At 40.1% G+C, this 25,742-nt stretch carries 38 protein-coding genes and 1 riboswitch; of the genes, 2 read left to right on the top strand and 36 right to left on the bottom strand.

Annotation, left to right across the window (positions count from 1 at the left end; all coding sequences use genetic code 11):
- From rpsI to rpsJ, 36 genes are all read right to left on the bottom strand, one after another.
- Window positions 1–346: 30S ribosomal protein S9 (rpsI, locus tag CWS20_RS11975; protein ID WP_101226314.1), on the bottom strand; the 346-nt coding region annotated here is incomplete at its 3' end.
- Window positions 347–368: 22 nt separating this feature from the next.
- Window positions 369–806, bottom strand: a complete 438-nt coding sequence (gene rplM / locus CWS20_RS11980; protein WP_066192242.1) for a 50S ribosomal protein L13 — start codon at window positions 804–806, stop codon at window positions 369–371.
- Window positions 807–1,056: 250 nt separating this feature from the next.
- Window positions 1,057–1,794, bottom strand: a complete 738-nt coding sequence (gene truA, locus CWS20_RS11985; protein ID WP_066192239.1) for a tRNA pseudouridine(38-40) synthase TruA — start codon at window positions 1,792–1,794, stop codon at window positions 1,057–1,059.
- A gap of 12 nt (window positions 1,795–1,806) precedes the next feature.
- Window positions 1,807–2,604: an energy-coupling factor transporter transmembrane component T family protein gene (locus CWS20_RS11990; protein ID WP_066192238.1), complete on the bottom strand. Its 798-nt coding sequence runs from the start codon at window positions 2,602–2,604 to the stop codon at window positions 1,807–1,809.
- Window positions 2,601–3,470 carry an energy-coupling factor ABC transporter ATP-binding protein gene (locus tag CWS20_RS11995; protein ID WP_066192236.1) on the bottom strand — a complete coding sequence of 290 codons (870 nt, stop codon included), beginning with the start codon at window positions 3,468–3,470 and terminating at the stop codon, window positions 2,601–2,603. The genes CWS20_RS11990 and CWS20_RS11995 overlap by 4 nt, the downstream gene beginning before the upstream one ends.
- On the bottom strand, window positions 3,446–4,285 hold the full coding sequence (locus CWS20_RS12000) for an energy-coupling factor ABC transporter ATP-binding protein (RefSeq protein ID WP_066192235.1): 840 nt from the start codon (window positions 4,283–4,285) through the stop codon (window positions 3,446–3,448). Before CWS20_RS12000 ends, CWS20_RS11995 begins: the two co-directional genes overlap by 25 nt.
- Window positions 4,286–4,809: 524 nt before the next feature.
- Window positions 4,810–5,172 carry a 50S ribosomal protein L17 gene (gene rplQ, locus CWS20_RS12005; protein WP_066192232.1) on the bottom strand — a complete coding sequence of 121 codons (363 nt, stop codon included), beginning with the start codon at window positions 5,170–5,172 and terminating at the stop codon, window positions 4,810–4,812.
- A gap of 54 nt (window positions 5,173–5,226) precedes the next feature.
- Window positions 5,227–6,171, bottom strand: coding sequence for a DNA-directed RNA polymerase subunit alpha (locus tag CWS20_RS12010; RefSeq protein WP_066192230.1), 945 nt, complete (start codon window positions 6,169–6,171; stop codon window positions 5,227–5,229).
- 172 nt (window positions 6,172–6,343) lie between these two features.
- Window positions 6,344–6,733, bottom strand: a complete 390-nt coding sequence (gene rpsK / locus CWS20_RS12015; RefSeq protein WP_066192228.1) for a 30S ribosomal protein S11 — start codon at window positions 6,731–6,733, stop codon at window positions 6,344–6,346.
- Between the two features lie 22 nt (window positions 6,734–6,755).
- Complete coding sequence (rpsM, locus tag CWS20_RS12020; protein WP_066192225.1) at window positions 6,756–7,121, bottom strand: 30S ribosomal protein S13; 366 nt, start codon at window positions 7,119–7,121, stop codon at window positions 6,756–6,758.
- A gap of 21 nt (window positions 7,122–7,142) precedes the next feature.
- Window positions 7,143–7,256: a 50S ribosomal protein L36 gene (gene rpmJ, locus CWS20_RS12025; RefSeq protein ID WP_000868344.1), complete on the bottom strand. Its 114-nt coding sequence runs from the start codon at window positions 7,254–7,256 to the stop codon at window positions 7,143–7,145.
- A gap of 35 nt (window positions 7,257–7,291) precedes the next feature.
- Window positions 7,292–7,510, bottom strand: coding sequence for a translation initiation factor IF-1 (infA, locus tag CWS20_RS12030; RefSeq protein WP_066192222.1), 219 nt, complete (start codon window positions 7,508–7,510; stop codon window positions 7,292–7,294).
- A 307-nt stretch (window positions 7,511–7,817) separates the two neighbouring features.
- Entirely contained in the window at window positions 7,818–8,564 is a 747-nt protein-coding gene (gene map / locus CWS20_RS12035; RefSeq protein WP_066192220.1) for a type I methionyl aminopeptidase, read from the bottom strand.
- Complete coding sequence (locus CWS20_RS12040; protein ID WP_066192218.1) at window positions 8,564–9,214, bottom strand: adenylate kinase; 651 nt, start codon at window positions 9,212–9,214, stop codon at window positions 8,564–8,566. The genes map and CWS20_RS12040 overlap by 1 nt, the downstream gene beginning before the upstream one ends.
- A gap of 60 nt (window positions 9,215–9,274) precedes the next feature.
- Window positions 9,275–10,570: a preprotein translocase subunit SecY gene (gene secY / locus CWS20_RS12045; protein WP_066192217.1), complete on the bottom strand. Its 1,296-nt coding sequence runs from the start codon at window positions 10,568–10,570 to the stop codon at window positions 9,275–9,277.
- On the bottom strand, window positions 10,570–11,010 hold the full coding sequence (gene rplO / locus CWS20_RS12050; RefSeq protein ID WP_066192215.1) for a 50S ribosomal protein L15: 441 nt from the start codon (window positions 11,008–11,010) through the stop codon (window positions 10,570–10,572). The genes secY and rplO overlap by 1 nt, the downstream gene beginning before the upstream one ends.
- A gap of 34 nt (window positions 11,011–11,044) precedes the next feature.
- Window positions 11,045–11,227, bottom strand: a complete 183-nt coding sequence (gene rpmD / locus CWS20_RS12055; protein WP_066192212.1) for a 50S ribosomal protein L30 — start codon at window positions 11,225–11,227, stop codon at window positions 11,045–11,047.
- 13 nt (window positions 11,228–11,240) lie between these two features.
- Window positions 11,241–11,741: a 30S ribosomal protein S5 gene (rpsE, locus tag CWS20_RS12060; protein WP_066192211.1), complete on the bottom strand. Its 501-nt coding sequence runs from the start codon at window positions 11,739–11,741 to the stop codon at window positions 11,241–11,243.
- 24 nt (window positions 11,742–11,765) lie between these two features.
- A complete protein-coding gene (gene rplR / locus CWS20_RS12065) occupies window positions 11,766–12,128 on the bottom strand; it encodes a 50S ribosomal protein L18 (RefSeq protein WP_066192208.1) in 363 nt (120 codons plus the stop codon).
- A 32-nt stretch (window positions 12,129–12,160) separates the two neighbouring features.
- A complete protein-coding gene (rplF, locus tag CWS20_RS12070) occupies window positions 12,161–12,697 on the bottom strand; it encodes a 50S ribosomal protein L6 (protein WP_066192206.1) in 537 nt (178 codons plus the stop codon).
- Between the two features lie 31 nt (window positions 12,698–12,728).
- The gene (gene rpsH, locus CWS20_RS12075; protein ID WP_053478253.1) at window positions 12,729–13,127 is read right to left on the bottom strand and encodes a 30S ribosomal protein S8; all 399 of its coding nucleotides are present in this window, start codon (window positions 13,125–13,127) and stop codon (window positions 12,729–12,731) included.
- A 30-nt stretch (window positions 13,128–13,157) separates the two neighbouring features.
- Window positions 13,158–13,343, bottom strand: a complete 186-nt coding sequence (gene rpsN / locus CWS20_RS12080; RefSeq protein ID WP_009499044.1) for a 30S ribosomal protein S14 — start codon at window positions 13,341–13,343, stop codon at window positions 13,158–13,160.
- A 25-nt stretch (window positions 13,344–13,368) separates the two neighbouring features.
- Window positions 13,369–13,908: a 50S ribosomal protein L5 gene (gene rplE, locus CWS20_RS12085; protein ID WP_066192204.1), complete on the bottom strand. Its 540-nt coding sequence runs from the start codon at window positions 13,906–13,908 to the stop codon at window positions 13,369–13,371.
- A 26-nt stretch (window positions 13,909–13,934) separates the two neighbouring features.
- On the bottom strand, window positions 13,935–14,246 hold the full coding sequence (gene rplX, locus CWS20_RS12090) for a 50S ribosomal protein L24 (RefSeq protein WP_066192203.1): 312 nt from the start codon (window positions 14,244–14,246) through the stop codon (window positions 13,935–13,937).
- Between the two features lie 36 nt (window positions 14,247–14,282).
- Window positions 14,283–14,651: a 50S ribosomal protein L14 gene (gene rplN / locus CWS20_RS12095; protein ID WP_066192201.1), complete on the bottom strand. Its 369-nt coding sequence runs from the start codon at window positions 14,649–14,651 to the stop codon at window positions 14,283–14,285.
- Between the two features lie 40 nt (window positions 14,652–14,691).
- Entirely contained in the window at window positions 14,692–14,955 is a 264-nt protein-coding gene (gene rpsQ, locus CWS20_RS12100) for a 30S ribosomal protein S17 (RefSeq protein ID WP_066192199.1), read from the bottom strand.
- 21 nt (window positions 14,956–14,976) lie between these two features.
- Window positions 14,977–15,177, bottom strand: a complete 201-nt coding sequence (gene rpmC, locus CWS20_RS12105; RefSeq protein WP_009336588.1) for a 50S ribosomal protein L29 — start codon at window positions 15,175–15,177, stop codon at window positions 14,977–14,979.
- On the bottom strand, window positions 15,167–15,601 hold the full coding sequence (gene rplP / locus CWS20_RS12110; RefSeq protein ID WP_066192198.1) for a 50S ribosomal protein L16: 435 nt from the start codon (window positions 15,599–15,601) through the stop codon (window positions 15,167–15,169). Before rplP ends, rpmC begins: the two co-directional genes overlap by 11 nt.
- 1 nt (window position 15,602) lies before the next feature.
- On the bottom strand, window positions 15,603–16,259 hold the full coding sequence (gene rpsC / locus CWS20_RS12115) for a 30S ribosomal protein S3 (RefSeq protein WP_066192197.1): 657 nt from the start codon (window positions 16,257–16,259) through the stop codon (window positions 15,603–15,605).
- Between the two features lie 3 nt (window positions 16,260–16,262).
- Window positions 16,263–16,604, bottom strand: a complete 342-nt coding sequence (gene rplV, locus CWS20_RS12120) for a 50S ribosomal protein L22 (protein ID WP_066192195.1) — start codon at window positions 16,602–16,604, stop codon at window positions 16,263–16,265.
- Window positions 16,605–16,622: 18 nt separating this feature from the next.
- Window positions 16,623–16,901 carry a 30S ribosomal protein S19 gene (gene rpsS / locus CWS20_RS12125; protein WP_049635903.1) on the bottom strand — a complete coding sequence of 93 codons (279 nt, stop codon included), beginning with the start codon at window positions 16,899–16,901 and terminating at the stop codon, window positions 16,623–16,625.
- 60 nt (window positions 16,902–16,961) lie between these two features.
- Complete coding sequence (rplB, locus tag CWS20_RS12130) at window positions 16,962–17,792, bottom strand: 50S ribosomal protein L2 (protein WP_066192192.1); 831 nt, start codon at window positions 17,790–17,792, stop codon at window positions 16,962–16,964.
- A 29-nt stretch (window positions 17,793–17,821) separates the two neighbouring features.
- Complete coding sequence (gene rplW, locus CWS20_RS12135; protein WP_066192190.1) at window positions 17,822–18,106, bottom strand: 50S ribosomal protein L23; 285 nt, start codon at window positions 18,104–18,106, stop codon at window positions 17,822–17,824.
- Window positions 18,106–18,729 carry a 50S ribosomal protein L4 gene (rplD, locus tag CWS20_RS12140; protein ID WP_066192188.1) on the bottom strand — a complete coding sequence of 208 codons (624 nt, stop codon included), beginning with the start codon at window positions 18,727–18,729 and terminating at the stop codon, window positions 18,106–18,108. The genes rplW and rplD overlap by 1 nt, the downstream gene beginning before the upstream one ends.
- A 25-nt stretch (window positions 18,730–18,754) precedes the next feature.
- On the bottom strand, window positions 18,755–19,384 hold the full coding sequence (gene rplC / locus CWS20_RS12145; protein WP_066192185.1) for a 50S ribosomal protein L3: 630 nt from the start codon (window positions 19,382–19,384) through the stop codon (window positions 18,755–18,757).
- Between the two features lie 36 nt (window positions 19,385–19,420).
- Complete coding sequence (gene rpsJ / locus CWS20_RS12150) at window positions 19,421–19,729, bottom strand: 30S ribosomal protein S10 (protein WP_003348621.1); 309 nt, start codon at window positions 19,727–19,729, stop codon at window positions 19,421–19,423.
- A gap of 377 nt (window positions 19,730–20,106) precedes the next feature.
- Window positions 20,107–20,225: riboswitch (SAM riboswitch) on the top strand.
- 211 nt (window positions 20,226–20,436) lie between these two features.
- Here rpsJ and CWS20_RS12155 point away from each other — a divergent pair.
- Together CWS20_RS12155 and metH are read left to right on the top strand one after the other, a co-directional pair.
- Window positions 20,437–22,296, top strand: a complete 1,860-nt coding sequence (locus tag CWS20_RS12155; protein ID WP_066192183.1) for a bifunctional homocysteine S-methyltransferase/methylenetetrahydrofolate reductase — start codon at window positions 20,437–20,439, stop codon at window positions 22,294–22,296.
- On the top strand, window positions 22,274–25,690 hold the full coding sequence (gene metH / locus CWS20_RS12160) for a methionine synthase (protein WP_066192181.1): 3,417 nt from the start codon (window positions 22,274–22,276) through the stop codon (window positions 25,688–25,690). The genes CWS20_RS12155 and metH overlap by 23 nt, the downstream gene beginning before the upstream one ends.
- Window positions 25,691–25,742: the final 52 nt, after the last annotated feature.

Raw genomic sequence — 25,742 nt, forward strand, 5'->3', positions numbered from 1 at the left:
ATTTTTTACGTTCTTTCATACGAGCGTCACGAGTTAATAGTCCTGCACGTTTAAGTGTTGGACGGAATTCTGGATCAGCTTGTAGTAATGCGCGAGCAATACCGTGGCGGATAGCGCCAGCTTGACCAGTGTATCCACCGCCTTTAACATTTACAAGAATGTCATAGCTGCCTACTGTTTCAGTAGCAACAAGCGGTTGTTTTACAACTTCACGTAAAGCTGCAAACGGGATGTATTCTGTGATTTCACGACCATTGATGATGATTTTACCGTCGCCTGGAACTAAACGAACACGTGCAACGGAGCTCTTACGACGACCAGTACCATTATATTGAACCTGTGCCAAGTTAATAACCTCCTCTATTTAATTATCCACGAAGTTCGTAAACTTCAGGTTTTTGTGCTTGGTGAGCATGCTCGCTACCAGCATAAACGTGTAATTTTTTGAACATTTGACGTCCTAAAGAATTTTTTGGAAGCATGCCTTTGATTGCAAGCTCTAACATTCTCTCAGGGTAGTTCGTACGCATTTCATTAGCAGTTCTTGTTTTTAATCCACCTGGGTGCATGCTGTGACGGTAGTAGATTTTGTCAGTTAGCTTCTTACCAGTTAATTCGATTTTAGAAGCGTTTAAGATAATTACATGATCACCAGTGTCAACATGTGGTGTAAAAGTTGGTTTATGTTTACCACGTAGAATTGATGCTACTTCACTAGCAAGACGACCTAGAGTTTTGCCTTCAGCATCAACTACGTACCATTTACGTTCGATATTGTTAGCATTCGCCATAAACGTTGTACGCATCAGTTTCCCTCCTAAATTAAATCCATAAATAATCATTTTTGGTTTCATATATAATACACAATAAGATTCCGGGGCTTATCGTGGTTTTAATAATAATACCATATGCTATAATATAACTTTACCAGCTCATTGTCAAGGAGATGTTACACCTGGTTTAGTTGTTTTAATTCTTTTTCTTCCCGAATGAAACACCTATACAACGGTGCCAAGTGATTCTTGTGGTTTTTTTCCAATATTTTTTTGAAAAAAATTAATTATAAAACACTTCCCAAAGGTATAATCCATGAGCAGGAGCTGTCTTTCCAGCATAAATGCGGTTTTTCTTTTTTAATATCTCTGGTATTTCATCTGGAGCAATTTCACCCGCTCCTACCGAAAGGAGCGTACCAGTTAAAATTCTTACCATATTATAAAGAAAGCCATTTCCAATAAAGCTGAAAATCAGTTTATCGCCATCCTCATGCACTTCTATTGACCTCAGTTCTCTTACTCTATCTTCCACTTCTGATTTTGCTGAACAAAAGCTGGTAAAATCATGTGTACCCATTAAATGTGTTTTAGCTGCCTCTATCAGTGCAAGATCCAATGAGTACGGATAGTAGTAGGCATAATTCCGCACGAATGGATTTCTTTGCGCGCTTCTTAATACAGTATATCGATATTCCTTTCCAACCGCATCAAATCGCGCATGAAAATCATCTGATGCAGCAGCCACGTCTATTACTGTGATATCAGCGGGTAAAAGGGAGTTTAGTGCAACTCCCCACCTATCCGCCGGAATATTTAATGGTGTTTCAAAGTGTATCACCTGACCGACTGCATGGACGCCTGCGTCCGTTCTTCCTGAAGCGGCCACTTTTACCTCATGTCCTTTATGAAGCTTCTTTAAGGCCCCTTCAAGCTCTCCCTGGACTGTGCGCAATTTTGGCTGTACTTGGTAGCCTGCAAAAAGTGTCCCGTCGTAAGAAACAATACATTTTATTTTCATTGTGATTCCTCACTATGTTCTAAATACAATTAGTAAGACTGTTAGTGCTGCAAGCAGCAAGATCATCATCGTATCAGTTAATCCCCAGCTTAGCTGCCTGTATCTTGTTCTTCCTTCACCTCCGCGGTAACCACGTGCCTCCATTGCTGTAGCAAGCTCCTCTGCCCTTTTAAACGAGCTGACGAAGAGAGGGATTAAAAGCGGGATAACGGCCTTCACACGGTCTTTAACGGGCCCTGAGGTGAAATCCACGCCTCTTGCAGTCTGCGCCTTCATAATTTTATCAGTTTCCTGCATAAGAGTAGGTATGAATCGCAGGGCAATCGACATCATTAATGCAAGCTCATGTACTGGGAATTTCACCTTTTTAAGTGGCCCTAATAGCGTTTCCAGCCCATCTGTAATCGCTATTGGCGTCGTTGTTAATGTAAGGATCGAAGTCATTAAAATTAATAAGAAAAATCTCAATGAGATAAAAATACCCTGCCTTAAGCCTTCTTCGTACACTTTAAACCAGCCTAGTTCAAAAATGACCGGCCCTTCTTTTGTTAAAAATATATGAAGCAAAAAAGTAAAAAGAATAAGGATAAAGACAAGCTTTAAGCCGCCGAACACAAAGCGCATCGGCACCTTTGATAGCCCCAGCATTAAAAAGGTATACACAACCAGGGCGCCATAAGTAATGGCGTTATTAGCGATAAAGACAATACAAACAAATAAAAATATGATGATTAATTTGGAGCGGGGATCCATTTTATGAATAACTGAATCTGCCGGTACGTATCGTCCAAAAATCATTTTTTCCATCATTGCACATCACCCCTCTTTAGGAAGGATGAGATTTCTTCGGTGATTTCTTCAATCGTCAAGCATGTTTTCGAAAACTTCCTTTGGAACGCACGCTCTAATTTTTGCTGAAATTTTACCACCTCAGGTACATCGAGTCCCATTTTGATCAATTCTTCAGGGTTAGAGAAGATTTCAAGAGGCGTGCCTGTCCGATAAACTTGTCCACTATGCATAATGACGATTTTATCTGCATAGCGCGAAGCATCCTCCATACTATGTGTAACAAGAATTGTGGACAGCTTCCTCTGTTTATGAAGGTCGGAAAACATGTCCATTATTTCCTTGCGGCCACGAGGATCTAAGCCTGCCGTTGGTTCATCTAAAACAATGACATCAGGGTTCATCGCCAGCACACCGGCAATGGCTACCCGCCGCATTTGCCCGCCTGACAAATCGAATGGTGATTTCTCTAATATTTCTTCGCTAAGTCCGACATGTGCAATCGCTTCTCTTGCACGAATCTTTGCCTCTTTTTCAGAAACGCCAAAGTTCATCGGACCGAAGCAAATGTCTTTTTCTACTGTTTCTTCAAATAGTTGATGCTCCGGAAACTGAAAGACGATTCCTACTCTTTGCCGGACTTCCTTTAAATTCTTTTGTTTCTTATCAGCTGTGATGACCTTGTCTCCTAGAACAACCTCTCCGCCAGTCGGCTTTAACAACGCGTTTAAATGCTGCAGGACAGTTGATTTCCCAGAACCAGTATGTCCAATAATTGCTAAAAATGTACCTGCTGGAATATCTATGGATACATCTTTAATTGCAAGACGCTCAAAAGGGGTGTCTACTTGATAACGGTATTCTACATTTTTGAGTGAGATGTCCATAGCTCTGCCACCAACTCTTCTTCTGATAAATGATACTTTGAAACTGGGAGATCCAAAGACTTAAGCATTTTACTCATCTTGACTGGGAAAGGAATATCGAGCCCAAGCGCAACTAATTCCTCATCTAACTGAAAAATTTCTTCAGGTGTCCCTTGTTTATACACTTGACCTTTATTCATCACAATAATTCTATCCGCCTTGGCAGCTTCCTCTAAATCATGTGTGATAGATATAACAGTCATTTCATGATTCTTCTTCAATACTCTTACCGTTTCCAAAACTTCTTCTCTTCCCCGGGGATCCAGCATGGAGGTGGCTTCATCTAATACGATAATATCAGGCCTCAATGCAAGTACTCCTGCAATGGCTACCCTCTGCTTTTGACCACCTGAGAGATGGTGCGGCTCTTGATCAAGAAACTGATCCATTTTCACGCTTTCTAGCGCTTTGTAAACGCGTTCTACCATTTCTTCTCTTGGGATGCCGTGATTTTCTAAACCAAAAGCCACATCATCCTGAACAGTCGTCCCTACAAATTGATTATCAGGATTTTGGAAGACCATTCCGATTCTTTCTCTAATATCCCAAACCGTTTCTTCTGACAACTTTAATTCACCAACTGTAATACTGCCTTCTTGCGGGAAATTCAGTCCGTTTAAAAGCTTGGCCATCGTTGACTTGCCAGAACCGTTATGTCCCACAATAGCAAGCCACTCACCTTCATATATATCAAATGACACATTCCTAAGTGCATAATCGCCATCCAAATCATATTTAAAGGAGATATCATTTAACTGTACGAGAGACTTCTTCATGCTTAATCCTCTCCTCTCTAGATCTCTGCTGTTCTCGACTCATTCTCATTTTTTATTATTCATTAAATTATATAACAAAAAAGCCGCCCATTGTATAATGGCGAGCTTCGAGTATTGGAGTCTATGGTGAATAGTACACTGTTATAAACATCCCAGTTTATTGCTATGCATGAACCATACTGCCTCCAAAACAAATGCTCATCCACTTGCTCTTTTTTATCCATAATTTAAAAAAGCCTGCACCTCATTCCAATAAACAGGCAATCCTGTTTTTGCGCTTACATAACGGGTGAGGTGCAAAGAGCTAGACGAGACACTCATGTAACAAATTTCAGTGCCCATCGTGACACTCAAGCTTTGGCTCTGGTTTGGCTTTTAGCAATTGAAGGAAGCAAACCCTATTACAGAAAGAGGGCAGAGAACAAGTTGTCATAAAACTCATCCAGCGCCCTCCTAGTCTGTTTTAACAATTTATGAAATACCTCTTATTAGGGTAACCTAATGAAAAGAGGATTTCTATTGTATTATACTAATTCAATGATTACCATTGGCGCACCGTCTCCACGACGAGGTCCAAGTTTCATAATGCGAGTGTAACCACCTTGACGCTCATCATAACGAGAAGCGATATCGCTGAATAATTTTTGAACAGCATCTTGGTCTTTTTCAGCATCAGCTACTTCATGACGAATGTATGCAGCTGCTTGACGGCGAGCATGTAAATCTCCACGTTTACCAAGAGTGATCATTTTTTCAACTACTGAACGAAGTTCTTTTGCACGAGCTTCAGTTGTTTCAATACGCTCATTGATGATTAAGTCTGTTGCTAAGTCACGCAGCATTGCTTTACGTTGAGCGCTAGTGCGTCCTAACTTTCTGTATCCCATGAAAGTTTCCCTCCTTTGTTGAATCATCTACAGCTTGATTGACATATGAAAGAATCAGTCGTCTTTACGTAAGCCTAATCCAAGCTCTTCTAATTTATGCTTTACTTCCTCTAGAGACTTTCTACCTAAGTTACGCACTTTCATCATATCCTCTTCAGTCTTATTGGCTAATTCCTGAACAGTATTGATTCCTGCACGCTTCAAGCAGTTGTATGAACGAACAGATAAATCTAGTTCTTCAATAGTCATCTCGAGTACTTTTTCTTTTTGATCTTCTTCTTTTTCGACCATGATCTCAGCATTTTGAGCTTCATCAGTTAAACCAACGAAGATATTCAAATGCTCAGTTAAGATTTTCGCTCCAAGTGCAACTGCATCTTGAGGACCAGTACTACCATCAGTCCAAACATCAAAAGTTAACTTATCAAAGTTACTTAATTGACCTACACGAGTATTCTCTACTTGATATTGCACACGAGAAACTGGTGTGTAAATAGAATCAATTGGAATAACACCAATCGGTTGATCTTCCCTTTTGTTTTGAACAGCTGGTGTATAACCGCGACCACGTTTAGCAGTTAGGCGCATATGCAAATGACCGTTAGAGCCAAGAGTAGCAATATGAAGATCCGGATTAAGAATCTCAACATCACTATCATGGGTAACATCTGCAGCTTTAACAACACCTTCACCTTGTACATCTATTTCTAATGTTTTTTCTTCATCAGAGTAGATTTTAAGTGCAAGCTTTTTAATGTTTAAAATGATAGATGTTACATCTTCTACTACGCCTTCAATTGTTGAGAACTCATGAAGTACCCCATCAATTTGGATCGAAGTGACAGCGGCACCTGGGAGTGAGGATAATAGGATACGACGTAAGGAGTTACCCAAAGTTGTTCCATATCCACGCTCAAGTGGTTCTACTACGAACTTACCGTATTTGGCATCATCGCTGATCTCAACCGTTTCGATTTTTGGTTTTTCTATTTCGATCATCAAAATATACCCTCCTTCAAAACGTCGAAACCCCGGTTATTCATAACCGAAATTCCCCCATGTATACGTTCCCGTTTTGTGCACAACAACTGGAATAATTCAGTCTGTATGAATTCCATAATTTGCATCATATCCCATTATAGTCAACGATACAAAAATCTATACAGAAAAATTATACACGGCGGCGTTTTGGTGGACGACATCCGTTATGTGGTACTGGAGTAACGTCTCTGATAGCAGTAACTTCTAGACCAGCAGCTTGTAGCGCACGAATAGCAGCTTCACGACCTGCACCAGGTCCTTTAACAGTAACTTCTAAAGTTTTCATTCCGTGCTCCATTGATGATTTCGCAGCTGTTTCAGCAGCCATTTGTGCAGCGAAAGGAGTAGATTTACGAGAACCTCTAAATCCTAAAGCACCGGCACTTGACCAAGAAAGAGCATTACCATGAGCATCAGTGATTGTTACAATTGTATTGTTGAATGTTGAACGAATATGTGCAATACCTGTTTCAATATTCTTTTTGACACGACGTTTACGTGTGTTAGTTTTACGAGCCATTTTAAAAACCCTCCTTTACCGATTATTTCTTCTTGTTCGCTACAGTCTTACGAGGACCTTTACGTGTACGAGCATTGTTTTTAGTATTTTGTCCGCGAACTGGTAAACCACGACGGTGACGAAGACCGCGATAGCTTCCGATTTCCATTAGACGTTTAATGTTAAGAGATACTTCACGACGAAGGTCACCCTCAACTTTTAAAGAATCAATTTGCTCACGAATTTTGTTTAGTTCGTCTTCTGTAAGATCACGAACACGAGTATTTTCGTTAACACCAGCATCTGCTAGAATTTTATGAGCAGTAGTTTTACCAATACCATAGATATAAGTTAATGAGATTACTACACGTTTCTCACGTGGAACATCTACACCTGCAATACGTGCCACTATATGCGCACCTCCTTGTTATTAACCTTGTTTTTGTTTATGTTTAGGGTTTTCACAGATAACCATTACTTTACCACGTCTGCGGATAACTTTGCACTTTTCGCAGATTGGTTTAACTGATGGTCTTACTTTCATTATCCTAACCTCCTTAATAGTACGGAGTGCAATGATTATTTAAAACGATAAGTGATTCTTCCGCGAGTTAAATCATATGGAGATAGCTCAACTGTTACTTTATCTCCTGGTAAAATACGAATGAAGTGCATACGAATCTTACCGGAAACGTGAGCTAGCACTGTATGACCATTTTCTAATTCTACCTTAAACATTGCATTCGGCAAAGTATCTATTACCGTGCCTTCAATTTCGATTACATCATCTTTCGCCATTAAACATTACTCCCTTCTATTAATCATATACGAATTCAATGAAATGCTTATAAAAAGCATGGCAATTTCGATATTGTTAACGGTTGGTTGCTTAACTATTTACAACACCCGATATACATAATCTCAAACTGTTAAGCGAAATTACAGCTTAGGTTGAGGGTATTAACCATCATTCACATTAGCTATAAAATTAAAACCTCCACTCAACAACCTTATAATTATAACATAAAGAGGAGTAGTTAGTCCTCCTATAATCAAAAGAAATTGCTTAAGATATGGAATAGTAAGAAATGAACTTTACTGTAGATTAAATCTTAGTAAGGATTTCATAACCTATATCAGTGATTGCAATTGTATGCTCGAAATGTGCACACATTTTTCCATCAACTGTCACGACTGTCCAGTTGTCGGTTAACGTTTTTACATAGCGGCTTCCCGCATTCACCATCGGTTCAATAGCAAGCACCATTCCCGGTTTTAATCGAGGACCAGTATTCGGGGGACCATAATGCGGAATCTGAGGTTCCTCATGTAAGTCTTGCCCTACCCCATGTCCGACATACTCGCGCACAATGGAAAAGCCCTTTGTTTCCGCATATGTTTGAATAGCATGAGAGATGTTCGATAAGCGTTCACCTGGGATCGCTTCTTTTAGCCCGATATATAAAGACTCCTCCGTTACATCCAGCAGATGCTGTGTTTCTTTATCTATCTTGCCAACCGGATACGTCCAGGCAGAATCACCATGATAACCGTTATATTTAGCGCCTATATCAATACTGATAATATCGCCATCATTTAACACTCTATCACCGGGTATACCATGAACAAGTTCATTGTTCACTGAAGCACATATGCTACCAGAGAACCCATTATACCCTTTAAAAGAAGGAAATGCATCATGTTTACTAATAAACTTTTCAGCAATTGTATCCAATTCCTTTGTTGTGATTCCAGGAGCAATATATTTTTGCAATTCCTGATGTGTTAAAGCAACTATCCTACCAGCTTCACGCATTATATCGATTTCACGCTGAGTTTTGCTTATGATCATTATTGCAAGCCTCTAAGCAAGCTATCAAGATCAGTAAATACTTTACCGATTTCTTGTTGACCGTTGATGTTACGTAAATAGCCTTTTTGCTCATAAAAATCAAGCAATGGCTTCGTTTGCTTAATATTTACTTCAAGTCTATTTTTAACTGTTGCTTCGTTATCATCTGCACGTTGATATAGCTCTCCGCCACAACGATCACATTCACCCTCTTTAGCTGGAGGATTGAATACTAAATGATAAGTTGCACCGCAGGATTTACAAATTCTGCGACCAGTTAAACGTTCCATCAATATTTCTTGATCCACATCGATGTTAATAACAAAGTTTATTCTTCTTGATAAATCAGAAAGAATATTCTCAAGTGCTTCAGCTTGTGCAACCGTTCTTGGGAAACCATCTAAAAGGAACCCTTTTTCACAATCTGGTTTTCCTAAACGTTCACGGACAATGCCGATTGTTACTTCATCAGGAACAAGCTCGCCCTTATCCATGAAGGATTTAGCCTGAAGGCCTAGTTCCGTCTCATCTTTGATGGCTGCACGGAACATATCTCCAGTAGAGATATGAGGGATGCCGTATTTTTCAACGATTCTTTCTGCTTGCGTACCTTTGCCGGCACCAGGGAGCCCCATTAATACTAAGTTCAAGTGAATTCCCCCCTAATCTCAAATGGTTTGAGGGAACAAATTTAGTCCCCTTAAACCTTTCTATTTTATAAAGCCTTTATAATGACGTTTAACAAGTTGCGATTCAAGCTGTTTATACGTATCCAGTGCAACACCGACTACGATTAGCAAACTTGTTCCTCCAATTTGAGCAGTTTCAGGCAATCCAGCAATGTTGATAAAGAACATTGGAATAATCGCAATCGCTGTTAAAAAGAGAGCACCCACAAATGTTAAACGGTATAGTACTTTTGTCAAATATTCCTGCGTGTTTTTCCCTGGACGAATACCTGGGACATAACCGCCTTGATTCTTCAAGTTATCAGAGAGCTTCTCTGGATTCACTTGAATGAATGCATAGAAATAAGTAAACGCAATAATTAATGCACTGTAAATGACCATACCTATTGGAGATGTATAGTCAAAAATTCTTTGAATCCAGCTCGTTACATCATTCGTTTCAAAGAAACCGGCAATGGTTCTTGGCGTAATGATGAATGAAATGGCAAAGATAACTGGAATTACACCAGCAGCATTTACTTTTAAAGGTAAATGTGTATTTTGAACGCCAACCGGAGTTTTACCTGCAGATACACGTTTTGCGTATTGTACAGGAATTTTTCTCAACGCCTGTTGGATGAAGATTGTTCCAACAATAATTGCAATCACTGCAAGTACGATTAGAACTAGAGTCACAATACGTAGGAATAGCTGATCTCCAGCACCTTCAATTTGCTGCGCATAAATCTGGTTTGCAATGGAAGGAATTCCGGCAACGATTCCAGCGAAGATAATGATAGAAATCCCATTACCTACACCTTTTTCAGTGATTTGTTCCCCTAACCACAATAAGAATGCAGTTCCTGCAGTTAAAACTGTAGCGATTAATAGATAAGAGCCGATACCCGGATTTTCAATTAACATGCCACCAGCAAGATTATTAAACCCATAAGACATACCAAGAGCCTGGATAAATCCAAGCACGATAGTAAAGTAGCGCGTAAATTGAGCTAATTTACGGCGACCCGCCTCACCTTGCTTAGACCATTCCGTAAATTTAGGCACCACATCCATCTGTAATAGCTGGACGATAATCGATGCTGTAATATACGGCATGATCCCCATCGCAAGAATTGAGAAGTTTAATAAGGCACCGCCACCAAATACATTCAGGACACCAAATACACTCATTTGATCCTGTGCTTGTAAAAGCTCTGCATTTACTCCAGGTACTGGAATAAAGGTGCCGATACGAAATACAACTAACATTAATAGGGTGAAAATAATCTTTTTTCTTATGTCACCCACGCGCATAAAATTGGAGATTGTCTGGAGCATTAGATCACCTCGGCTTTACCGCCGGCAGCTTCAATAGCTTCCTTAGCAGCGGCAGAGAATTTGTGAGCTTTAACTGTAAGCTTTTTCTCTACGTTGCCTTTGGCAAGAATTTTAATTCCTGCTTTTTCGTTACTTACAACACCCGTTTCAATAAGAAGCTCTGGAGAAATTTCCGCTCCATCTTCAAAACGATTAAGTGCATCAAGATTTACAACCGCATATTCTTTACGGTTAATGTTTGTGAATCCGCGTTTTGGTAAACGTTGGAATAAAGGTGTTTGACCACCCTCGAATCCTGGGCGAACTCCACCGCCTGAACGAGCATTTTGACCTTTATGCCCTTTTCCAGCAGTTTTACCATTGCCTGAACCAATACCGCGACCTTTACGTTTACGTTCTTGACGTGAACCTTCTGCAGGTTTTAATTCATGAAGTTTCATGTTGGCACCTCCTTATTTTGTAGAAGATCGAAAATTATTTTTCATTTACCGTAACAAGATGAGCAACTTTAGTGATCATTCCGCGAATAGCGGGATTGTCCTGATGCTCAACTGTTTGGTGCATTTTGCGTAATCCAAGAGCTTTAACTGTTTGGCGTTGGTCTTCAGGGCGACCAATCACGCTGCGAGTGAGGGTAACTTCTAGTTTATTCGCCATTTGATTTCCCTCCTTATCCTAACAGTTCTTCTACTGATTTACCACGTAGCTTAGCTACGTCTTCAGCGCGTTTTAATTGTTGTAATCCTTCCAATGTAGCACGAACCATGTTAATTGGTGTGTTTGTACCCAATGATTTAGAAAGGATATCACCAACACCAGCTAACTCAAGCACCGCACGAACTGGTCCACCAGCGATTACTCCAGTACCTTCATAAGCAGGTTTTAGAAGAATTTGGCCAGCTCCGAAATGACCAATTACTTGGTGAGGAATTGACGTTCCAACCATAGGAACTTCGATTAGGTTTTTCTTAGCATCTTCGATTGCTTTACGAATAGCTTCTGGTACCTCTTGAGCTTTACCTGTTCCAAAGCCAACGTGACCGTTTTTGTCTCCTACTACTACAAGAGCAGAGAATCTAAAACGACGTCCACCTTTAACAACTTTCGCTACACGATTTACCGTTACTACGCGTTCTTCAAGTTCAAGTTTGTTTGGATCAATACGACGCATCTTTTTTTGTCCCTCCTTTGTCTATTAAAATTCTAAACCGTTTTCGCGAGCAGCATCTGCTAATGCTTTTACGCGTCCATGATATAGGTATCCTCCACGGTCGAAAACGATAGATGTTACTCCTTTTTCTACAGCACGTTTTGCGATTAATTCGCCGACTTTAACAGCTGCATCAGCATTGCTAGTAGATTCTAGGCCAGCATCTTTTTCCATTGTAGAAGCGCTTGCTAGTGTTACTCCATTTACATCATCGATTAGTTGAGCATAAATGTGCTTGTTAGAACGATACACATTTAAACGAGGACGAGCCGCAGTGCCAGAAAGTTTAGATCTTACACGAGCATGTCTTTTTTTACGCACTGCATTTTTGTCAGCCTTCGTAATCATTTCGGTCACTCCTTTCGTTTAGCTATGCGGCATTACTTACCTGTTTTACCTTCTTTACGACGAACAAATTCTCCTTCATACCTAATACCTTTTCCTTTGTAAGGCTCTGGAGGACGAACGTCACGAATGTTAGCAGCTAAAGCCCCTACACGTTCTTTGTTTGTGCCTTTTACTATTACTTTAGTATTAGATGGCACTTCGATTTCGACACCTTCTTCAGGCTCGATTTCAACTGGGTGAGAGTAACCAACGTTCAATACAAGCTTTTTGCCTTGTTTTTGAGCACGGTAACCGACACCGATTAATTCAAGACCTCTTTCAAAGCCTTTTGATACACCTTCAACCATGTTAGAAAGCAAAGCGCGAGTTGTTCCGTGTAAAGCACGGTGCTCTTTGTTATCAGTTGGACGAGAAACGTTGATCACGTTATCCTCGATTTTAATTTCGATATCTTTATTAAATGAACGAGAAAGTTCACCTTTAGGACCCTTTACTGTTACAGTGTTGTTATCATTTGTGATAGTAACACCAGCAGGGATTTCGATTGGTTTTTTACCTATACGAGACATTTATTGCACCTCCATTCATTCTAAAACTGTATTACCAAACGTATGCTAATACTTCTCCGCCTACTTGCTTAGCGCGAGCTTCTTTATCAGTAAGAACTCCTTGAGAAGTAGAAACTAGTGCGATTCCTAGGCCGTTAAGTACACGCGGTACCTCATCAGCTTTTGCATAAACACGAAGACCAGGTTTACTAATACGTTTAAGGCCTGTGATTACGCGTTCGTTGTTTGAGCCGTATTTTAAGAAAATGCGGATGATGCCTTGTTTATTGTCTTCGATAAACTCTACATCACGCACGAATCCTTCACGCTTAAGGATTTCAGCAACCTCTTTTTTAATATTAGAAGCAGGAACTTCTAATTTTTCGTGACGAACCATATTCGCATTACGGATGCGAGTAAGCAAATCTGCAATCGGATCTGTCATGACCATTGTTTTTACCTCCTTCCCTAACTTTAGGTTTTACCAGCTAGCTTTCTTAACGCCAGGAATTTGTCCTTTATATGCTAATTCACGGAAACAAATACGGCATAGCTTAAATTTACGGTATACAGAATGTGGACGGCCGCAACGTTCGCAGCGTGTATATTCTTGTACCTTGTATTTAGGCGTGCGTTTTTGTTTCGCAATCATTGACTTTTTAGCCACGTTTTCGCCTCCCTCTATTTAACGATTACTTTTGGAATGGCATTCCAAATTGAGTTAAAAGTTCACGAGCTTCTTCATCAGTATTGGCAGTAGTTACGATAACGATATCCATACCACGAACTTTGCTTACTTTATCGTAATCGATCTCAGGGAAGATCAATTGCTCTTTCACACCAAGTGTGTAATTTCCACGGCCGTCGAAAGACTTTTTAGAAATTCCGCGGAAGTCACGTACACGTGGAAGAGATACAGATACTAATTTATCAAAGAATTCGTACATGCGCTCTCCACGTAGTGTTACTTTTGCACCGATAGGCATACCTTCACGAAGACGGAAGCCTGCAATTGATTTTTTCGCACGAGTAATTACTGGTTTTTGACCTGTAATTTGTGTTAATTCTTCAACTGCATTATCCAATGCTTTTGAGTTTTGAACTGCATCACCAACGCCCATGTTGATAACGATTTTTTCAAGCTTAGGAACTTGCATTACTGATTTATAGTTAAACTTGCTCACTAGAGCAGGAGTAATTTCTTTAACATGTTTTTCTTTTAGGCGGTTCATCGATCGTACCTCCCTTCTTCTTTGATCTATTTATCTAGAGATTCACCGGATTTTTTTGCTACACGCACTTTCTTGCCATCAACCGTTTGATAGCCTACACGAGTTGGTTCACCTGATTTAGGGTCAACCGGCATAACGTTTGATACATGAACAGGTGCCTCTTGGCTAATGATTCCGCCTTGCGGATTCAAATTGGAAGGCTTAGCGTGCTTCTTAACGATGTTTACTCCTTCAACAAGCACGCGGTCTTGTTTAGGGAAAGCAGCAAGAATAACGCCTGTTTTGCCTTTATCCTTACCAGAGATGACCATTACTTTATCACCTTTTTTTACATGCATCTGTGTGCACCTCCTTAAAGGCATATTGTTTTGTTTTTATAGTACTTCTGGAGCTAATGATACAATTTTCATGAAGTTGTTTTCACGAAGTTCACGTGCAACTGGTCCAAAGATACGTGTACCACGTGGACCTTTATCATCACGAATTATTACACATGCGTTTTCATCAAAACGGATGTAAGTACCGTCTTTACGGCGCACGCCGCTCTTAGTACGAACAACAACCGCTTTAACGACTTCACCTTTTTTAACAACGCCACCTGGTGTTGCTTGTTTCACTGTACATACGATAACATCACCGATGTTAGCAGTTTTGCGGCCTGAACCACCAAGAACTTTAATTGTAAGTACTTCACGAGCACCAGAATTGTCAGCAACTTTTAAACGTGATTCTTGTTGAATCATGTGTGTAACCTCCCTTCGGGATCAAGCATATTCCGTACAATTAGATTATAACTGCTTTTTCAACGACTTCTACTAAGCGGAAGCGTTTAGTCGCAGATAGTGGGCGAGTTTCCATAACACGAACGATATCGCCAATTTTTGCTTCGTTTTGCTCATCATGAGCTTTAAACTTTTTAGAGTACTTAACGCGTTTACCGTATAACGCATGCTTTTTGTAAGTTTCGACTAAAACAGTTACAGTTTTATCCATTTTGTCAGAAACAACACGCCCTGTGTAAACTTTGCGTTGGTTGCGTTCACTCATTGTGCGAACCTCCTCTCAATGTCACTTGCTAAAACCAATTTCTCTTTCACGGATTACAGTTTTCATGCGTGCAATAGCTTTGCGCACTTCACGGATACGAGCTGTGTTTTCAAGTTGTCCAGTCGCCAATTGAAAGCGAAGGTTGAAAAGCTCTTCCTTTAATGATTTAACTTTTTGTTCAATTTCGGCAGTGGTAAGGTCGCGAATTTCATTAGCTTTCATTTGATTCACCACCAATTTCTTCACGTTTTACAAACTTACATTTTACAGGAAGTTTGTGTGATGCAAGACGTAATGCTTCGCGAGCGATCTCTTCAGAGACACCTGCGATTTCGAACATTACTTTACCAGGCTTAACAACTGCAACCCATCCTTCAGGAGCACCTTTACCGGAACCCATGCGGACTTCTAGAGGCTTAGCAGTGTAAGGCTTATGCGGGAATATTTTAATCCAAACTTTACCGCCACGTTTCATGTAACGAGTCATTGCAATACGGGCAGATTCAATTTGACGGTTTGTGATCCAAGAAGCTTCAGTAGCTTGTAGGCCATATTCACCAAATGCAACTTCAGTGCCGCCTTTTGCTTGACCGCGCATTTTCCCACGGTGTACACGACGATATTTAACGCGTTTTGGCATTAACATATTATTTGCCTCCTTCCCCAGTGTTCTTCTTTGTAGGAAGCACCTCTCCACGATAGATCCATACTTTTACGCCTAATTTACCGTAAGTAGTATCTGCTTCTGCTGTAGCATAATCGATATCAGCACGAAGTGTATGAAGTGGAACTGTTCCTTCGCTATAAGACTCCGAACGAGCAATATCAGCACCGCCAAGACGTCCAGATACCATTGTTTTGATACCTTTCGCTCCAGCGCGCATCGCACGTTGAATTGTTTGTTTTTGCGCACGACGGAATGATACGCGGTTTTCTAATTGACGAGCAATGTTTTCCGCAACCAATTTCGCATCGATGTCAGCTTTTTTAATTTCAAGAATGTTGATGTGAACACGTTTGCCAGTAAGTGCGTTAAGTGATTTACGTAAAGCTTCAACTTCAGTACCACCTTTACCAATAACCATTCCTGGTTTAGCAGTGTGGATAGTGATGTTTAGGCGGTTAGCAGCGCGCTCGATTTCAACTTTAGAAACAGAAGCATCGCTTAATCGCTTTGTAATATACTCACGAACTTTAAGGTCTTCGTGTAAAAGATCAGCATAGTCTTTGCCCGCGTACCATTTAGACTCCCAATCACGGATGACTCCGATACGCAAACCGACTGGATTTACTTTTTGACCCACAGCTTATCCCTCCTTCTTTTCTGATAGCACGATAGTGATGTGGCTAGTACGTTTGTTGATTTGGCTTGCACGGCCTTGTGCACGAGGACGGAAACGTTTTAAAGTTGGTCCTTCGTCAACAAAAGCTTGAGCAACTACTAAATTATTAACGTCCATTTCGTAGTTATGCTCTGCATTTGCTAGTGCAGATTTTAAAACTTTTTCTACGATTGGAGAAGCAGCCTTTGGAGTTAGATTTAAAATCGCTACCGCTTCACCTACTTGCTTACCTCGAATTAAATCTACGACTAAACGAGCTTTACGAGGAGCAATACGAACTGTTCTTGCAACAGCTTTAGCTTGCATTATAATGCCCTCCTCTCATTAACGTCTTGTTTTCTTATCATCATTGCCATGGCCTTTGTATGCACGTGTTGGAGCGAATTCTCCAAGCTTGTGACCTACCATGTCTTCGGTAACATATACAGGCACGTGTTTACGACCATCGTAAACTGCGATTGTGTGTCCGATGAATTGCGGGAAGATCGTGGAACGGCGAGACCAAGTTTTAACAACCTGCTTGCCTTCAGTTTCATTTAACTTTTCGATCTTTGTCATTAAATGCTCATCAACAAAAGGTCCTTTTTTTAAGCTACGACCCATGTTTGTACCTCCCTTCGTGATTGTTCTACGGCCCATCTTTGGAACCGTAGTTCAATCCCGTTATTTTTTACGACGACGTACGATAAATTTATCTGATTTGTTGTTTTTCTTACGAGTTTTGAATCCAAGAGTTGGTTTACCCCATGGAGTCATTGGAGACTTACGTCCGATTGGAGAACGTCCTTCACCACCACCGTGTGGGTGATCATTAGGGTTCATTACAGAACCACGAACAGTTGGGCGCTTGCCTAACCAGCGTGAACGTCCTGCTTTACCAATATTGATAAGTTCATGTTGCTCATTACCAACTTGACCTACTGTAGCGCGGCAAGTAGATAGGATCATGCGAACTTCACCAGAGTTTAAACGAACTAGTACGTATTTACCTTCTTTACCAAGTACTTGAGCACTTGTTCCAGCTGAACGCACCAATTGTCCACCCTTACCAGGTTTCAATTCGATGTTGTGGATAACTGTACCCACAGGGATGTTGATAAGTGGTAGTGCATTACCCACTTTAATATCTGCGTCAGGACCAGACATTACTTCCATGCCCACTTTAATGTTCTTAGGAGCTAGGATATAACGCTTTTCTCCATCTACATAGTTAATTAATGCAATGTTTGCTGAGCGGTTTGGATCATATTCAACTGTGGCAACGCGTCCTGGAATGCCATCTTTGTTACGTTTAAAATCGATGATACGATATTGACGTTTATGACCGCCGCCTTGATGACGAACTGTCAACTTACCTTGGTTGTTACGGCCACCTTTTCTCTTTACAGGAGCAAGTAAGGATTTTTCCGGTTTATCTGTTGTGATTTCAGCGAAATCAGAAACCGTCATGCCGCGACGACCGTTGGAGGTAGGTTTATACTTCTTAATCGCCATTTGATTTCCCTCCTCTTCTTGTTAAAATATTAAGCTTCAAAAATTTCGATTTCTTGGCTATCAGCAGTTAGTTTTACAATTGCTTTACGGCGTTTGTTTGTATAACCACCGAATTTACCCATGCGCTTGAATTTACCTTTATAGTTCATGATGTTTACTTTTTCAACCTTCACACCAAAGATCTCTTGAACAGCATCTTTAACTTGAGTTTTATTAGCTCTTACATCAACTTCGAACGTATATTTCTTTTCAGGCATGATGTCAGTAGAACGTTCAGTGATAACGGGGCGCTTAATGATATCGCGTGCATCCATTATGCAAGCACCTCCTCTACTTTTTCGACCGCTTGCTTCGTCATGATTAATTTATCATGATTTAAAACATCCAACACATTGATTCCGTTAGCTGTAACAACAGTTACACCAGGGATGTTACGAGCAGATAATGCTACGTTTTCATCTAGGTCAGCAGTTACGATTAACGCTTTAGAATCTACAGAAAGACCTTTAAGTACACCTTTAAAGTCTTTAGTTTTTGGAGTTTCGAAAGCTAAGCTTTCTAATACAAGTACGTTTTCCTCTAACACTTTAGAAGATAACGCAGATTTGATCGCTAAGCGACGAACTTTTTTAGGTAATTTATAGCTGTAGCTGCGTGGTACAGGACCAAATACAGTACCGCCTCCGCGCCATTGTGGTGAACGAATAGAACCTTGACGAGCACGACCTGTGCCTTTTTGGCGCCATGGTTTACGTCCTCCGCCAGCTACTTCAGAACGAATTTTAGTTTTATGAGTTCCTTGACGTAAAGAAGCTCTTTGCATAACAACAGCTTCAAACATCACGTGGTTGTTAGGCTCAATACCAAAGATTGTGTCATTAAGTTCGATATCACCAACTTTAGAACCACTTTGGTTTAACAATGCTACTTTAGGCATTCTTACTTCCTCCTTTCCGACTTAATTACTTCGCTTTTACCGCACTTTTTACTTTTAAAAGCGCTTTTTTAGGACCAGGTACATTTCCTTTGATCAATAATAGGTTACGCTCAGCGTCAACTTTTACGATCTCAAGGTTTTGTACTGTAATTTGCTCTCCACCCATACGTCCAGGTAGTAATTTACCTTTGAAAACACGGTTTGGAGCAACAGGACCCATTGAACCAGGACGACGGTGGTAACGTGAACCGTGTGCCATTGGTCCGCGAGATTGTCCGTGGCGTTTAATAGCACCTTGGAAACCTTTACCTTTTGAAATTCCTGTTACATCAACAGTTTCACCTGCAGCGAAAATATCAACTTTGACTTCTTGACCAACTTCATACTCGGCTAAGTCAGCTCCGCGTAATTCGCGAACGAAGCGCTTAGGAGTAGTATCCGCTTTTGCAACATGGCCTTTTTCCGGTTTGTTTGAAAGCTTTTCGCGTTTGTCTTCAAATCCGATTTGGATTGCTTCGTAGCCATCAGTTTCTACTGATTTCTTTTGAAGAACAACGTTTGGAGCTGCTTCAACAACTGTTACCGGGATAAGATCACCGTTTTCAGCAAATACTTGAGTCATACCAATCTTTCTTCCTAAGATTCCTTTGGTCATATCAGTCACACCTCCTAGATTGTTTTAATGTATTAATTAAAGTTTAATTTCAATGTCAACACCAGATGGTAAGTCTAAACGCATTAATGAATCGACTGTTTGTGGTGTTGGATTGATAATGTCGATTAAACGTTTGTGTGTACGCATTTCGAATTGCTCACGAGAATCTTTATATTTATGCACCGCACGAAGAATAGTGTAAACTGACTTTTCTGTTGGCAATGGAATCGGACCTGATACAGCCGCTCCAGAACGCTTTGCAGTTTCGACGATTTTTTCAGCAGATTGATCAAGAATTCTGTGATCATAAGCTTTTAAACGAATACGAATTTTTTGTTTTGCCATTATTTTCCCTCCTTTTCGCCTATTTTACTATAGACATTCTCCGTGAAAATTTCCCACACACTCGCCATGGCAAAGCGGCCGGGTGTGTCAGCAACCTTTCACTTCATCGCAGTCAAAGACCAACATTGTCTATTATACAGAAACTAAAGATTAAATGCAACATAATATTACAATCGACTCTGTTCTGCACACTTTTAACATTATAACGGCTCATATCCCCCTTTTCAAGTGAATCTTATTCTTTACATCATTTTCTAAATTAAGTGGCTAGCCATCTGATATTTTAATGCTATTTAACTATTTAGTTTTGAATTTTCTAAATTATTTATTGACAAATAATTTTAGTTATTGTAAGTTTTATTCAATTAAATATTAAACTCTTATCAAGAGAGGTTGAGGGATAGGCCCGATGACACCTCAGCAACCATCAATGGATTCTTTCATTGAAAAGGTGCTAATTCCTACAAGCTGATTGCTCATGCTTGAAAGATGAGAAGATGACGGTGTAATGTAAAGTCTTCTTCTTGAAGGCTTTTTATTTTTTCATCCTTTCAACCGTGATCCGCATCGTAAATAAGAGCAGCGCTTTTAAGGTAACTCTGCTCAGCAAATTTACTTTCCATTCAGCTACCTCTCTTTTAAACACTTATCCACAACTTTTAACAAACGGTTCTTATTCTCTCCCAATTTAATAAAGAGGTGAATGTATGTCTTTTTTAAAACGAATGGAAACGGAAGTCTTAATAGCTGATGGTGCGATGGGTACCCTTCTCTATTCTTACGGAACTGATAGTTGCTTTGAGGAATTAAACCTTTCTGCTCCCTCACAAATAGAGAATATACATCGAGCATATATTCAGGCTGGTGCTGACCTGATTCAAACGAATACATATGCAGCAAACTATTTAAAACTGAAAAGGTATGGACTTGAGGACTCTGTTAAGGAAATTAATAGTGCCGGAGTGAAAATCGCCCGCTCCGTCGTTCAAAGCGGCACATATGTTTTAGGAACAATTGGCGGTATCAGAGGAATAAAGCCTTTGACTATATCATTAGAGGAAATCAAACGAAGCTTTAGAGAGCAGCTATATTGTTTATTGCTTGCCGAAGTTGACGGATTATTATTAGAAACCTTTTACGATTTGGAAGAGCTTGAAACTGTCTTAATGATTGCTCGTAAAGAAACAGACTTGCCTATCATTACCCAAATCTCCCTTCAGGAAATTGGCATTCTTCAAGATCAAACGCCAATTGATGAATCTTTTTTACGATTGGAGGAAAAAGGCGCAAATATTGTTGGGTTAAACTGCCGCCTTGGCCCTCACCATATGCTTGAGACTCTTTCTCGTGTTGCCTTACCTAAACATGCATATCTTTCAGCTTACCCTAACGCAAGTTTACCTGCGTATATTGACGGTAAGATTCAGTATGAAGACGATGAAAATTATTTTAAAAAATCTGCCCGCCCTTTTCTTGAACAAGGCATTAGACTAATTGGCGGATGCTGCGGTACGACACCTAACCATATAAAGGCATTTGCTGATGAAATTAGACACGCCGCTCCGGTGTTATCAAAGACAGTTAAACAGCCATCAGTAAAAAAAGCTGTGGAAACAATTACGATTAGCCGCACGGAAAAACCTATTCAGGATTTAGTGAAAAATAATCGAGCCATCATCGTAGAACTTGATCCGCCAAAACAGTTAACAACGGAAAAGTTTTTTAACGGCGCTAAAGCATTAAAGAGAGCTGGCATTGATGCCCTTACTCTTGCAGATAATTCTCTTGCCACACCGAGAATTGCCAATGAGGCGCTCGCTCACCTTGTAAACAAAAAAATCGGTATAAGACCGCTCGTTCATATATCCTGCCGAGATCGTAATTTAATCGGCTTACAATCGCACTTAATGGGCCTGCACACACTTGGGCTCCACGATATCCTTGCTATTACCGGTGACCCTGCTAGAGTCGGCAATTTTCCTGGCGCTTCTTCAGTATTCGATTTATCTTCCTTTGAATTAATTGAGATGATTAAACAATTTAACGATGGTCTTTCTCCAACTGGAAAAGAACTTGGACAAAAAGCGATATTCTCTGTTGGCGCAGCCTTTAATCCACATGTGAGATATTTAGAAAAAGCAGTTGCCCGGTTAGAAAAGAAAATTCAATTTGGTGCAGATTATTTTATTTCACAGCCGGTTTTCTCCGAGGAGCAGCTTATTAATATTCATAAAAAAACTAAACATCTATCTGTGCCTATTTACATCGGTATCATGCCATTAATTAGCAGCAAGAATGCAGAATATCTTCATAGTGAAGTCCCAGGCATAAAAATTGCTGATCATATTCGGCAGCAAATGGCGGCTGTATCACATGATCCGATACAAGCTGAATTGGAAGGTTTAACAATTGCGAAAAGCTTAATCGATACAGCGATGGATTTGTTTAATGGGATTTATTTAGTCACCCCTTTTCTACGCTATTCACTAACAGCAGAATTAACCAAGTATATCCGTCAAAAAGACAAACAAAAGGAGAGCCAATATGCAGAAGCCGAATTTCAATGAAATACTCCAACAGAAAATACTTATAATGGATGGGGCAATGGGTACAATGCTGCAAAAGGCCGAACTAACAGCTGCTGATTTTGGAGGAGAACAATACGAAGGCTGTAATGAAATGCTCAACCTCACCATACCGGAAACAATTGAATCGATTCATGAAGCATATTTAAAAGCAGGCGCTGATATTATTGAAACAAATACTTTCGGTGCTACACAAATCGTTTTGGATGAATATCATCTTGGTCATAAGAGCTATGAGATAAACAAAGCAGCCGCAATCATCGCCAACCGGGCGGCAGATAATTATACAACTATAGAAAAACCCCGTTTTGTAGCAGGCTCAATGGGCCCAACTACAAAGACCTTAAGTGTCACAGGGGGTACAACCTTTGAGGAACTTAGCGATCATTATGAAGTTCAGGCACGTGCGTTAATTGATGGAGGTGTTGATTTATTATTAATAGAAACAAGCCAGGATCTTCTTAATGTGAAAGCAGCATTTGTTGGTATTAAAAAGGCATATGCATTTACTGGTTTGAATAAGCCGCTAATCATCTCAGGAACCATTGAGCCTATGGGCACTACATTAGCCGGTCAAGGCATTGAGGCTTTTTATATTTCTGTGGAGCATATGAATCCAGTCGCTGTCGGATTGAATTGCGCCACTGGACCTGAATTCATGCAGGAGCACATAAGATCTTTATCTGAGCTAGCCGCGACAGCCATTAGCTGTTATCCAAATGCAGGATTGCCGGATGAAGAAGGATGCTATCACGAAACGCCAGAAAGCCTTTCAATCAAACTGTCAGGCTTTGCAAAGCAAGGTTGGATTAACATTGTTGGCGGATGCTGCGGCACGACCCCGGAGCATATTGCAGCCATTGCTGACGCATTGAAAGACATTTCCCCGAGAAAAGTTACCGCAAAATTAAACCACCAGCTGTCAGGTATTGAGCCGCTGATTTATGATCCGTCAATCCGCCCAATCATGGTTGGTGAAAGAACAAATGTCATTGGCTCCAGGAAGTTTAAACGACTGATTGGTGAGGCAAAATTTGAAGAGGCAGCTGAAATTGCAAGAGCACAAGTAAAACGCGGTGCAAATGTCATCGATATTTGCCTTGCAGATCCTGACCGTGATGAAATAACTGATATGGAGAACTTCCTGTCAGAGGTAACAAAGAAGATTAAAGTCCCACTTGTCATTGATTCAACAGACGAAGTTGTCATTGCCAAAGCCTTAACTTACTCACAAGGAAAGGCAATTATTAATTCAATTAATTTAGAGGATGGAGAAGAAAGGTTTGCCAATGTATCAAAGCTTATACATGAATACGGCGGCGCAGTAGTTGTTGGTACAATAGATGAAATAGGAATGGCGGTTACGGCAAAAAGAAAACTTGAAATTGCTCAGCGCTCCTATCAGCTGCTTGTTCACAAATATGGCATCCAGCCGCAGGACATTATTTTTGACCCTCTCGTTTTCCCTGTTGGCACTGGTGATGAACAATATATAGGCTCAGCAAAAGAAACAATCGAAGCAATTCAATTGATAAAGGAACAAATCCCGTTAGTAAAAACGATATTAGGTATTAGTAATGTTTCATTTGGCCTCCCTCCTGTTGGCAGGGAAATATTAAATTCAGTATACCTATATCACTGTACAAAAGCAGGATTAGATTACGCTATTGTTAACACGGAAAAACTTGAACGTTTCCCAAGTATTTCAACTAATGAAGTTCATCTCGCAGAAAAGCTATTATTTCACACGACTGATGCAATACTTGCAAACTTTACCGAATTTTATCGCGATAAAAAGAAAGAAGTAAAAATTCCAATATCAACGCTCTCACTGGAGGAACGTTTATCGAGCTATATAATAGAAGGAACGAAGGAAGGTTTAATACCTGACTTAGAATGCGCACGAAAAAAATACGATAAGCCATTGGATATAATAAATGGTCCTTTAATGGATGGAATGGCCGAAGTTGGCAGACTATTTAATGACAATCAACTTATAGTTGCCGAGGTATTGCAAAGTGCAGAGGCAATGAAAGCAGCTGTTGCACATCTTGAACCATATATGGAAAAAGGCTCAGCTGAGATGACTAAAGGTAAAGTGCTTCTAGCGACCGTTAAGGGCGATGTTCATGATATTGGAAAAAACCTTGTTGATATCATTCTCTCTAATAATGGATTTCAAACGGTCGATTTAGGAATTAAAGTATCCTCAGCAGATTTAATACAAGCGATACAAAATGAAAAACCAGATATTGTAGGGCTATCCGGACTCCTAGTTAAATCCGCGCAGCAAATGGCATTAACTGCAAAAGATATGAAAGATGCAAATATTTCAATTCCCATACTTGTTGGTGGTGCCGCATTGTCTCGTAAATTTACAAATACAAAAATTGCCCAAAACTACGACGGTCTTGTTCTTTATGCAAAAGATGCAATGACCGGTTTGTCATTAGCCAATGAGCTTAAGTCTCCAGAACGATACGACATATTAGTAGCCGAACAGCACGAACGTAGACAGCTTCTTATTCAGCGACAAGACGAAGGATCTGTTGTGGTAAAAACTAAAGCTTATCAACAAGGAAAAACGATAAAGAAAGCAAAAGTCTTTGTTCCCAAGGACCTAACCAAACATGTTATTACCAACTTATCTTTTTCACATATACAGCCATATATTAATAAGACAATGCTGATGCATCATCTCGGGGTAAAAGGTAAAAAGGAAGGTATAGATGAAAAACGGTTAAAGGTAGAACACTTAATTGATGATTTGATAGAACAATCCATTATAAATAATTGGATCACGCCAGCCGCAGTCTATCAATTTTTCCCTGCGAAAGCAGACGGTGACTTCGTAAGCATTTTACATCCTCAAGATTATAATAATATTATAGAGAAATTCCAATTTCCGAGACAGCAAAATGGGCAGTCACTCTGTTTAGCTGATTATTTAAATGAAGATACAATCGATTATGTAGGGTTTTTTACCGTTACAGCAGGGAAAGGAATAAGAAAAGCTGCCTCACTCTTAAAAGAGAAAGGAAGATTTTTAGAAAGTCATGCTTTACAGGCTTTGGCATTAGAAACGGCGGAAGGTTTAGCCGAGTATATTCATCGTCAAATGCGTGATCGTTGGGGGTTCCCAGATGCAGCAACGATGACAATGGCTGAAAGGTTTGCAGCTAAATATCAAGGTCAGCGCTTTTCTTTTGGATATCCTGCCTGTCCAAACTTGGAAGACCAAGCAAAGCTTTTTCATTTAATAACACCTGAAGACATTGGCATACAATTAACAGAGGGATTTATGATGGAACCAGAAGCATCAGTAACAGCAATGGTTTTTGCTCATCCAGATGCAAGATATTTTAATGTTTTATAAGGAAAAGATTCTATTTAAGAGTAAATTTAGCTAAATACAAAGTTGGTGCTTA

This window comes from Cytobacillus horneckiae, assembly GCF_002835735.1.
Classification (GTDB): domain Bacteria; phylum Bacillota; class Bacilli; order Bacillales; family Cytobacillaceae; genus Cytobacillus; species Cytobacillus horneckiae.

What these genes read in the sequence shown, in the direction of transcription:
- secY (WP_066192217.1), bottom strand. Translation starts at nt 10,570, where the DNA reads ATGCTCCAGACAATCTCCAATTTTATGCGCGTGGGTGACATAAGAAAA.
- rplB (WP_066192192.1), bottom strand. Translation starts at nt 17,792, where the DNA reads ATGGCGATTAAGAAGTATAAACCTACCTCCAACGGTCGTCGCGGCATG.
- truA (WP_066192239.1), bottom strand. Translation starts at nt 1,794, where the DNA reads ATGAAAATAAAATGTATTGTTTCTTACGACGGGACACTTTTTGCAGGC.
- rpsQ (WP_066192199.1), bottom strand. Translation starts at nt 14,955, where the DNA reads ATGAGTGAACGCAACCAACGCAAAGTTTACACAGGGCGTGTTGTTTCT.
- rplM (WP_066192242.1), bottom strand. Translation starts at nt 806, where the DNA reads ATGCGTACAACGTTTATGGCGAATGCTAACAATATCGAACGTAAATGG.
- CWS20_RS12000 (WP_066192235.1), bottom strand. Translation starts at nt 4,285, where the DNA reads ATGAAGAAGTCTCTCGTACAGTTAAATGATATCTCCTTTAAATATGAT.
- CWS20_RS11995 (WP_066192236.1), bottom strand. Translation starts at nt 3,470, where the DNA reads ATGGACATCTCACTCAAAAATGTAGAATACCGTTATCAAGTAGACACC.
- rplW (WP_066192190.1), bottom strand. Translation starts at nt 18,106, where the DNA reads ATGGATGCACGCGATATCATTAAGCGCCCCGTTATCACTGAACGTTCT.
- rplP (WP_066192198.1), bottom strand. Translation starts at nt 15,601, where the DNA reads ATGTTAATGCCAAAACGCGTTAAATATCGTCGTGTACACCGTGGGAAA.
- rplQ (WP_066192232.1), bottom strand. Translation starts at nt 5,172, where the DNA reads ATGGGATACAGAAAGTTAGGACGCACTAGCGCTCAACGTAAAGCAATG.
- rpsJ (WP_003348621.1), bottom strand. Translation starts at nt 19,729, where the DNA reads ATGGCAAAACAAAAAATTCGTATTCGTTTAAAAGCTTATGATCACAGA.
- rpsK (WP_066192228.1), bottom strand. Translation starts at nt 6,733, where the DNA reads ATGGCTCGTAAAACTAACACACGTAAACGTCGTGTCAAAAAGAATATT.
- metH (WP_066192181.1), top strand. Translation starts at nt 22,274, where the DNA reads ATGCAGAAGCCGAATTTCAATGAAATACTCCAACAGAAAATACTTATA.
- rplD (WP_066192188.1), bottom strand. Translation starts at nt 18,729, where the DNA reads ATGCCTAAAGTAGCATTGTTAAACCAAAGTGGTTCTAAAGTTGGTGAT.
- rpmC (WP_009336588.1), bottom strand. Translation starts at nt 15,177, where the DNA reads ATGAAAGCTAATGAAATTCGCGACCTTACCACTGCCGAAATTGAACAA.
- CWS20_RS12155 (WP_066192183.1), top strand. Translation starts at nt 20,437, where the DNA reads ATGTCTTTTTTAAAACGAATGGAAACGGAAGTCTTAATAGCTGATGGT.
- infA (WP_066192222.1), bottom strand. Translation starts at nt 7,510, where the DNA reads ATGGCGAAAGATGATGTAATCGAAATTGAAGGCACGGTAATAGATACT.
- CWS20_RS12010 (WP_066192230.1), bottom strand. Translation starts at nt 6,171, where the DNA reads ATGATCGAAATAGAAAAACCAAAAATCGAAACGGTTGAGATCAGCGAT.
- rpsH (WP_053478253.1), bottom strand. Translation starts at nt 13,127, where the DNA reads ATGGTCATGACAGATCCGATTGCAGATTTGCTTACTCGCATCCGTAAT.
- rpmD (WP_066192212.1), bottom strand. Translation starts at nt 11,227, where the DNA reads ATGGCGAATAAACTAGAAGTTACCCTCACTCGCAGCGTGATTGGTCGC.
- rplE (WP_066192204.1), bottom strand. Translation starts at nt 13,908, where the DNA reads ATGAACCGCCTAAAAGAAAAACATGTTAAAGAAATTACTCCTGCTCTA.
- rpsE (WP_066192211.1), bottom strand. Translation starts at nt 11,741, where the DNA reads ATGCGTCGTATTGATCCAAACAAACTTGAACTTGAAGAACGCGTAGTA.
- rpmJ (WP_000868344.1), bottom strand. Translation starts at nt 7,256, where the DNA reads ATGAAAGTAAGACCATCAGTTAAACCAATCTGCGAAAAGTGCAAAGTT.
- rplF (WP_066192206.1), bottom strand. Translation starts at nt 12,697, where the DNA reads ATGTCTCGTATAGGTAAAAAACCAATCGAAATCCCTGCTGGTGTTACT.
- rplV (WP_066192195.1), bottom strand. Translation starts at nt 16,604, where the DNA reads ATGCAAGCTAAAGCTGTTGCAAGAACAGTTCGTATTGCTCCTCGTAAA.
- rplR (WP_066192208.1), bottom strand. Translation starts at nt 12,128, where the DNA reads ATGATTACGAAGGCTGACAAAAATGCAGTGCGTAAAAAAAGACATGCT.
- map (WP_066192220.1), bottom strand. Translation starts at nt 8,564, where the DNA reads ATGATCATAAGCAAAACTCAGCGTGAAATCGATATAATGCGTGAAGCT.
- rplC (WP_066192185.1), bottom strand. Translation starts at nt 19,384, where the DNA reads ATGACCAAAGGAATCTTAGGAAGAAAGATTGGTATGACTCAAGTATTT.
- rplX (WP_066192203.1), bottom strand. Translation starts at nt 14,246, where the DNA reads ATGCATGTAAAAAAAGGTGATAAAGTAATGGTCATCTCTGGTAAGGAT.
- rpsS (WP_049635903.1), bottom strand. Translation starts at nt 16,901, where the DNA reads ATGGGTCGTAGCTTAAAAAAAGGACCTTTTGTTGATGAGCATTTAATG.
- CWS20_RS11990 (WP_066192238.1), bottom strand. Translation starts at nt 2,604, where the DNA reads ATGATGGAAAAAATGATTTTTGGACGATACGTACCGGCAGATTCAGTT.
- rplO (WP_066192215.1), bottom strand. Translation starts at nt 11,010, where the DNA reads ATGAAACTTCATGAATTAAAACCTGCAGAAGGTTCACGTCAAGAACGT.
- rplN (WP_066192201.1), bottom strand. Translation starts at nt 14,651, where the DNA reads ATGATTCAACAAGAATCACGTTTAAAAGTTGCTGACAATTCTGGTGCT.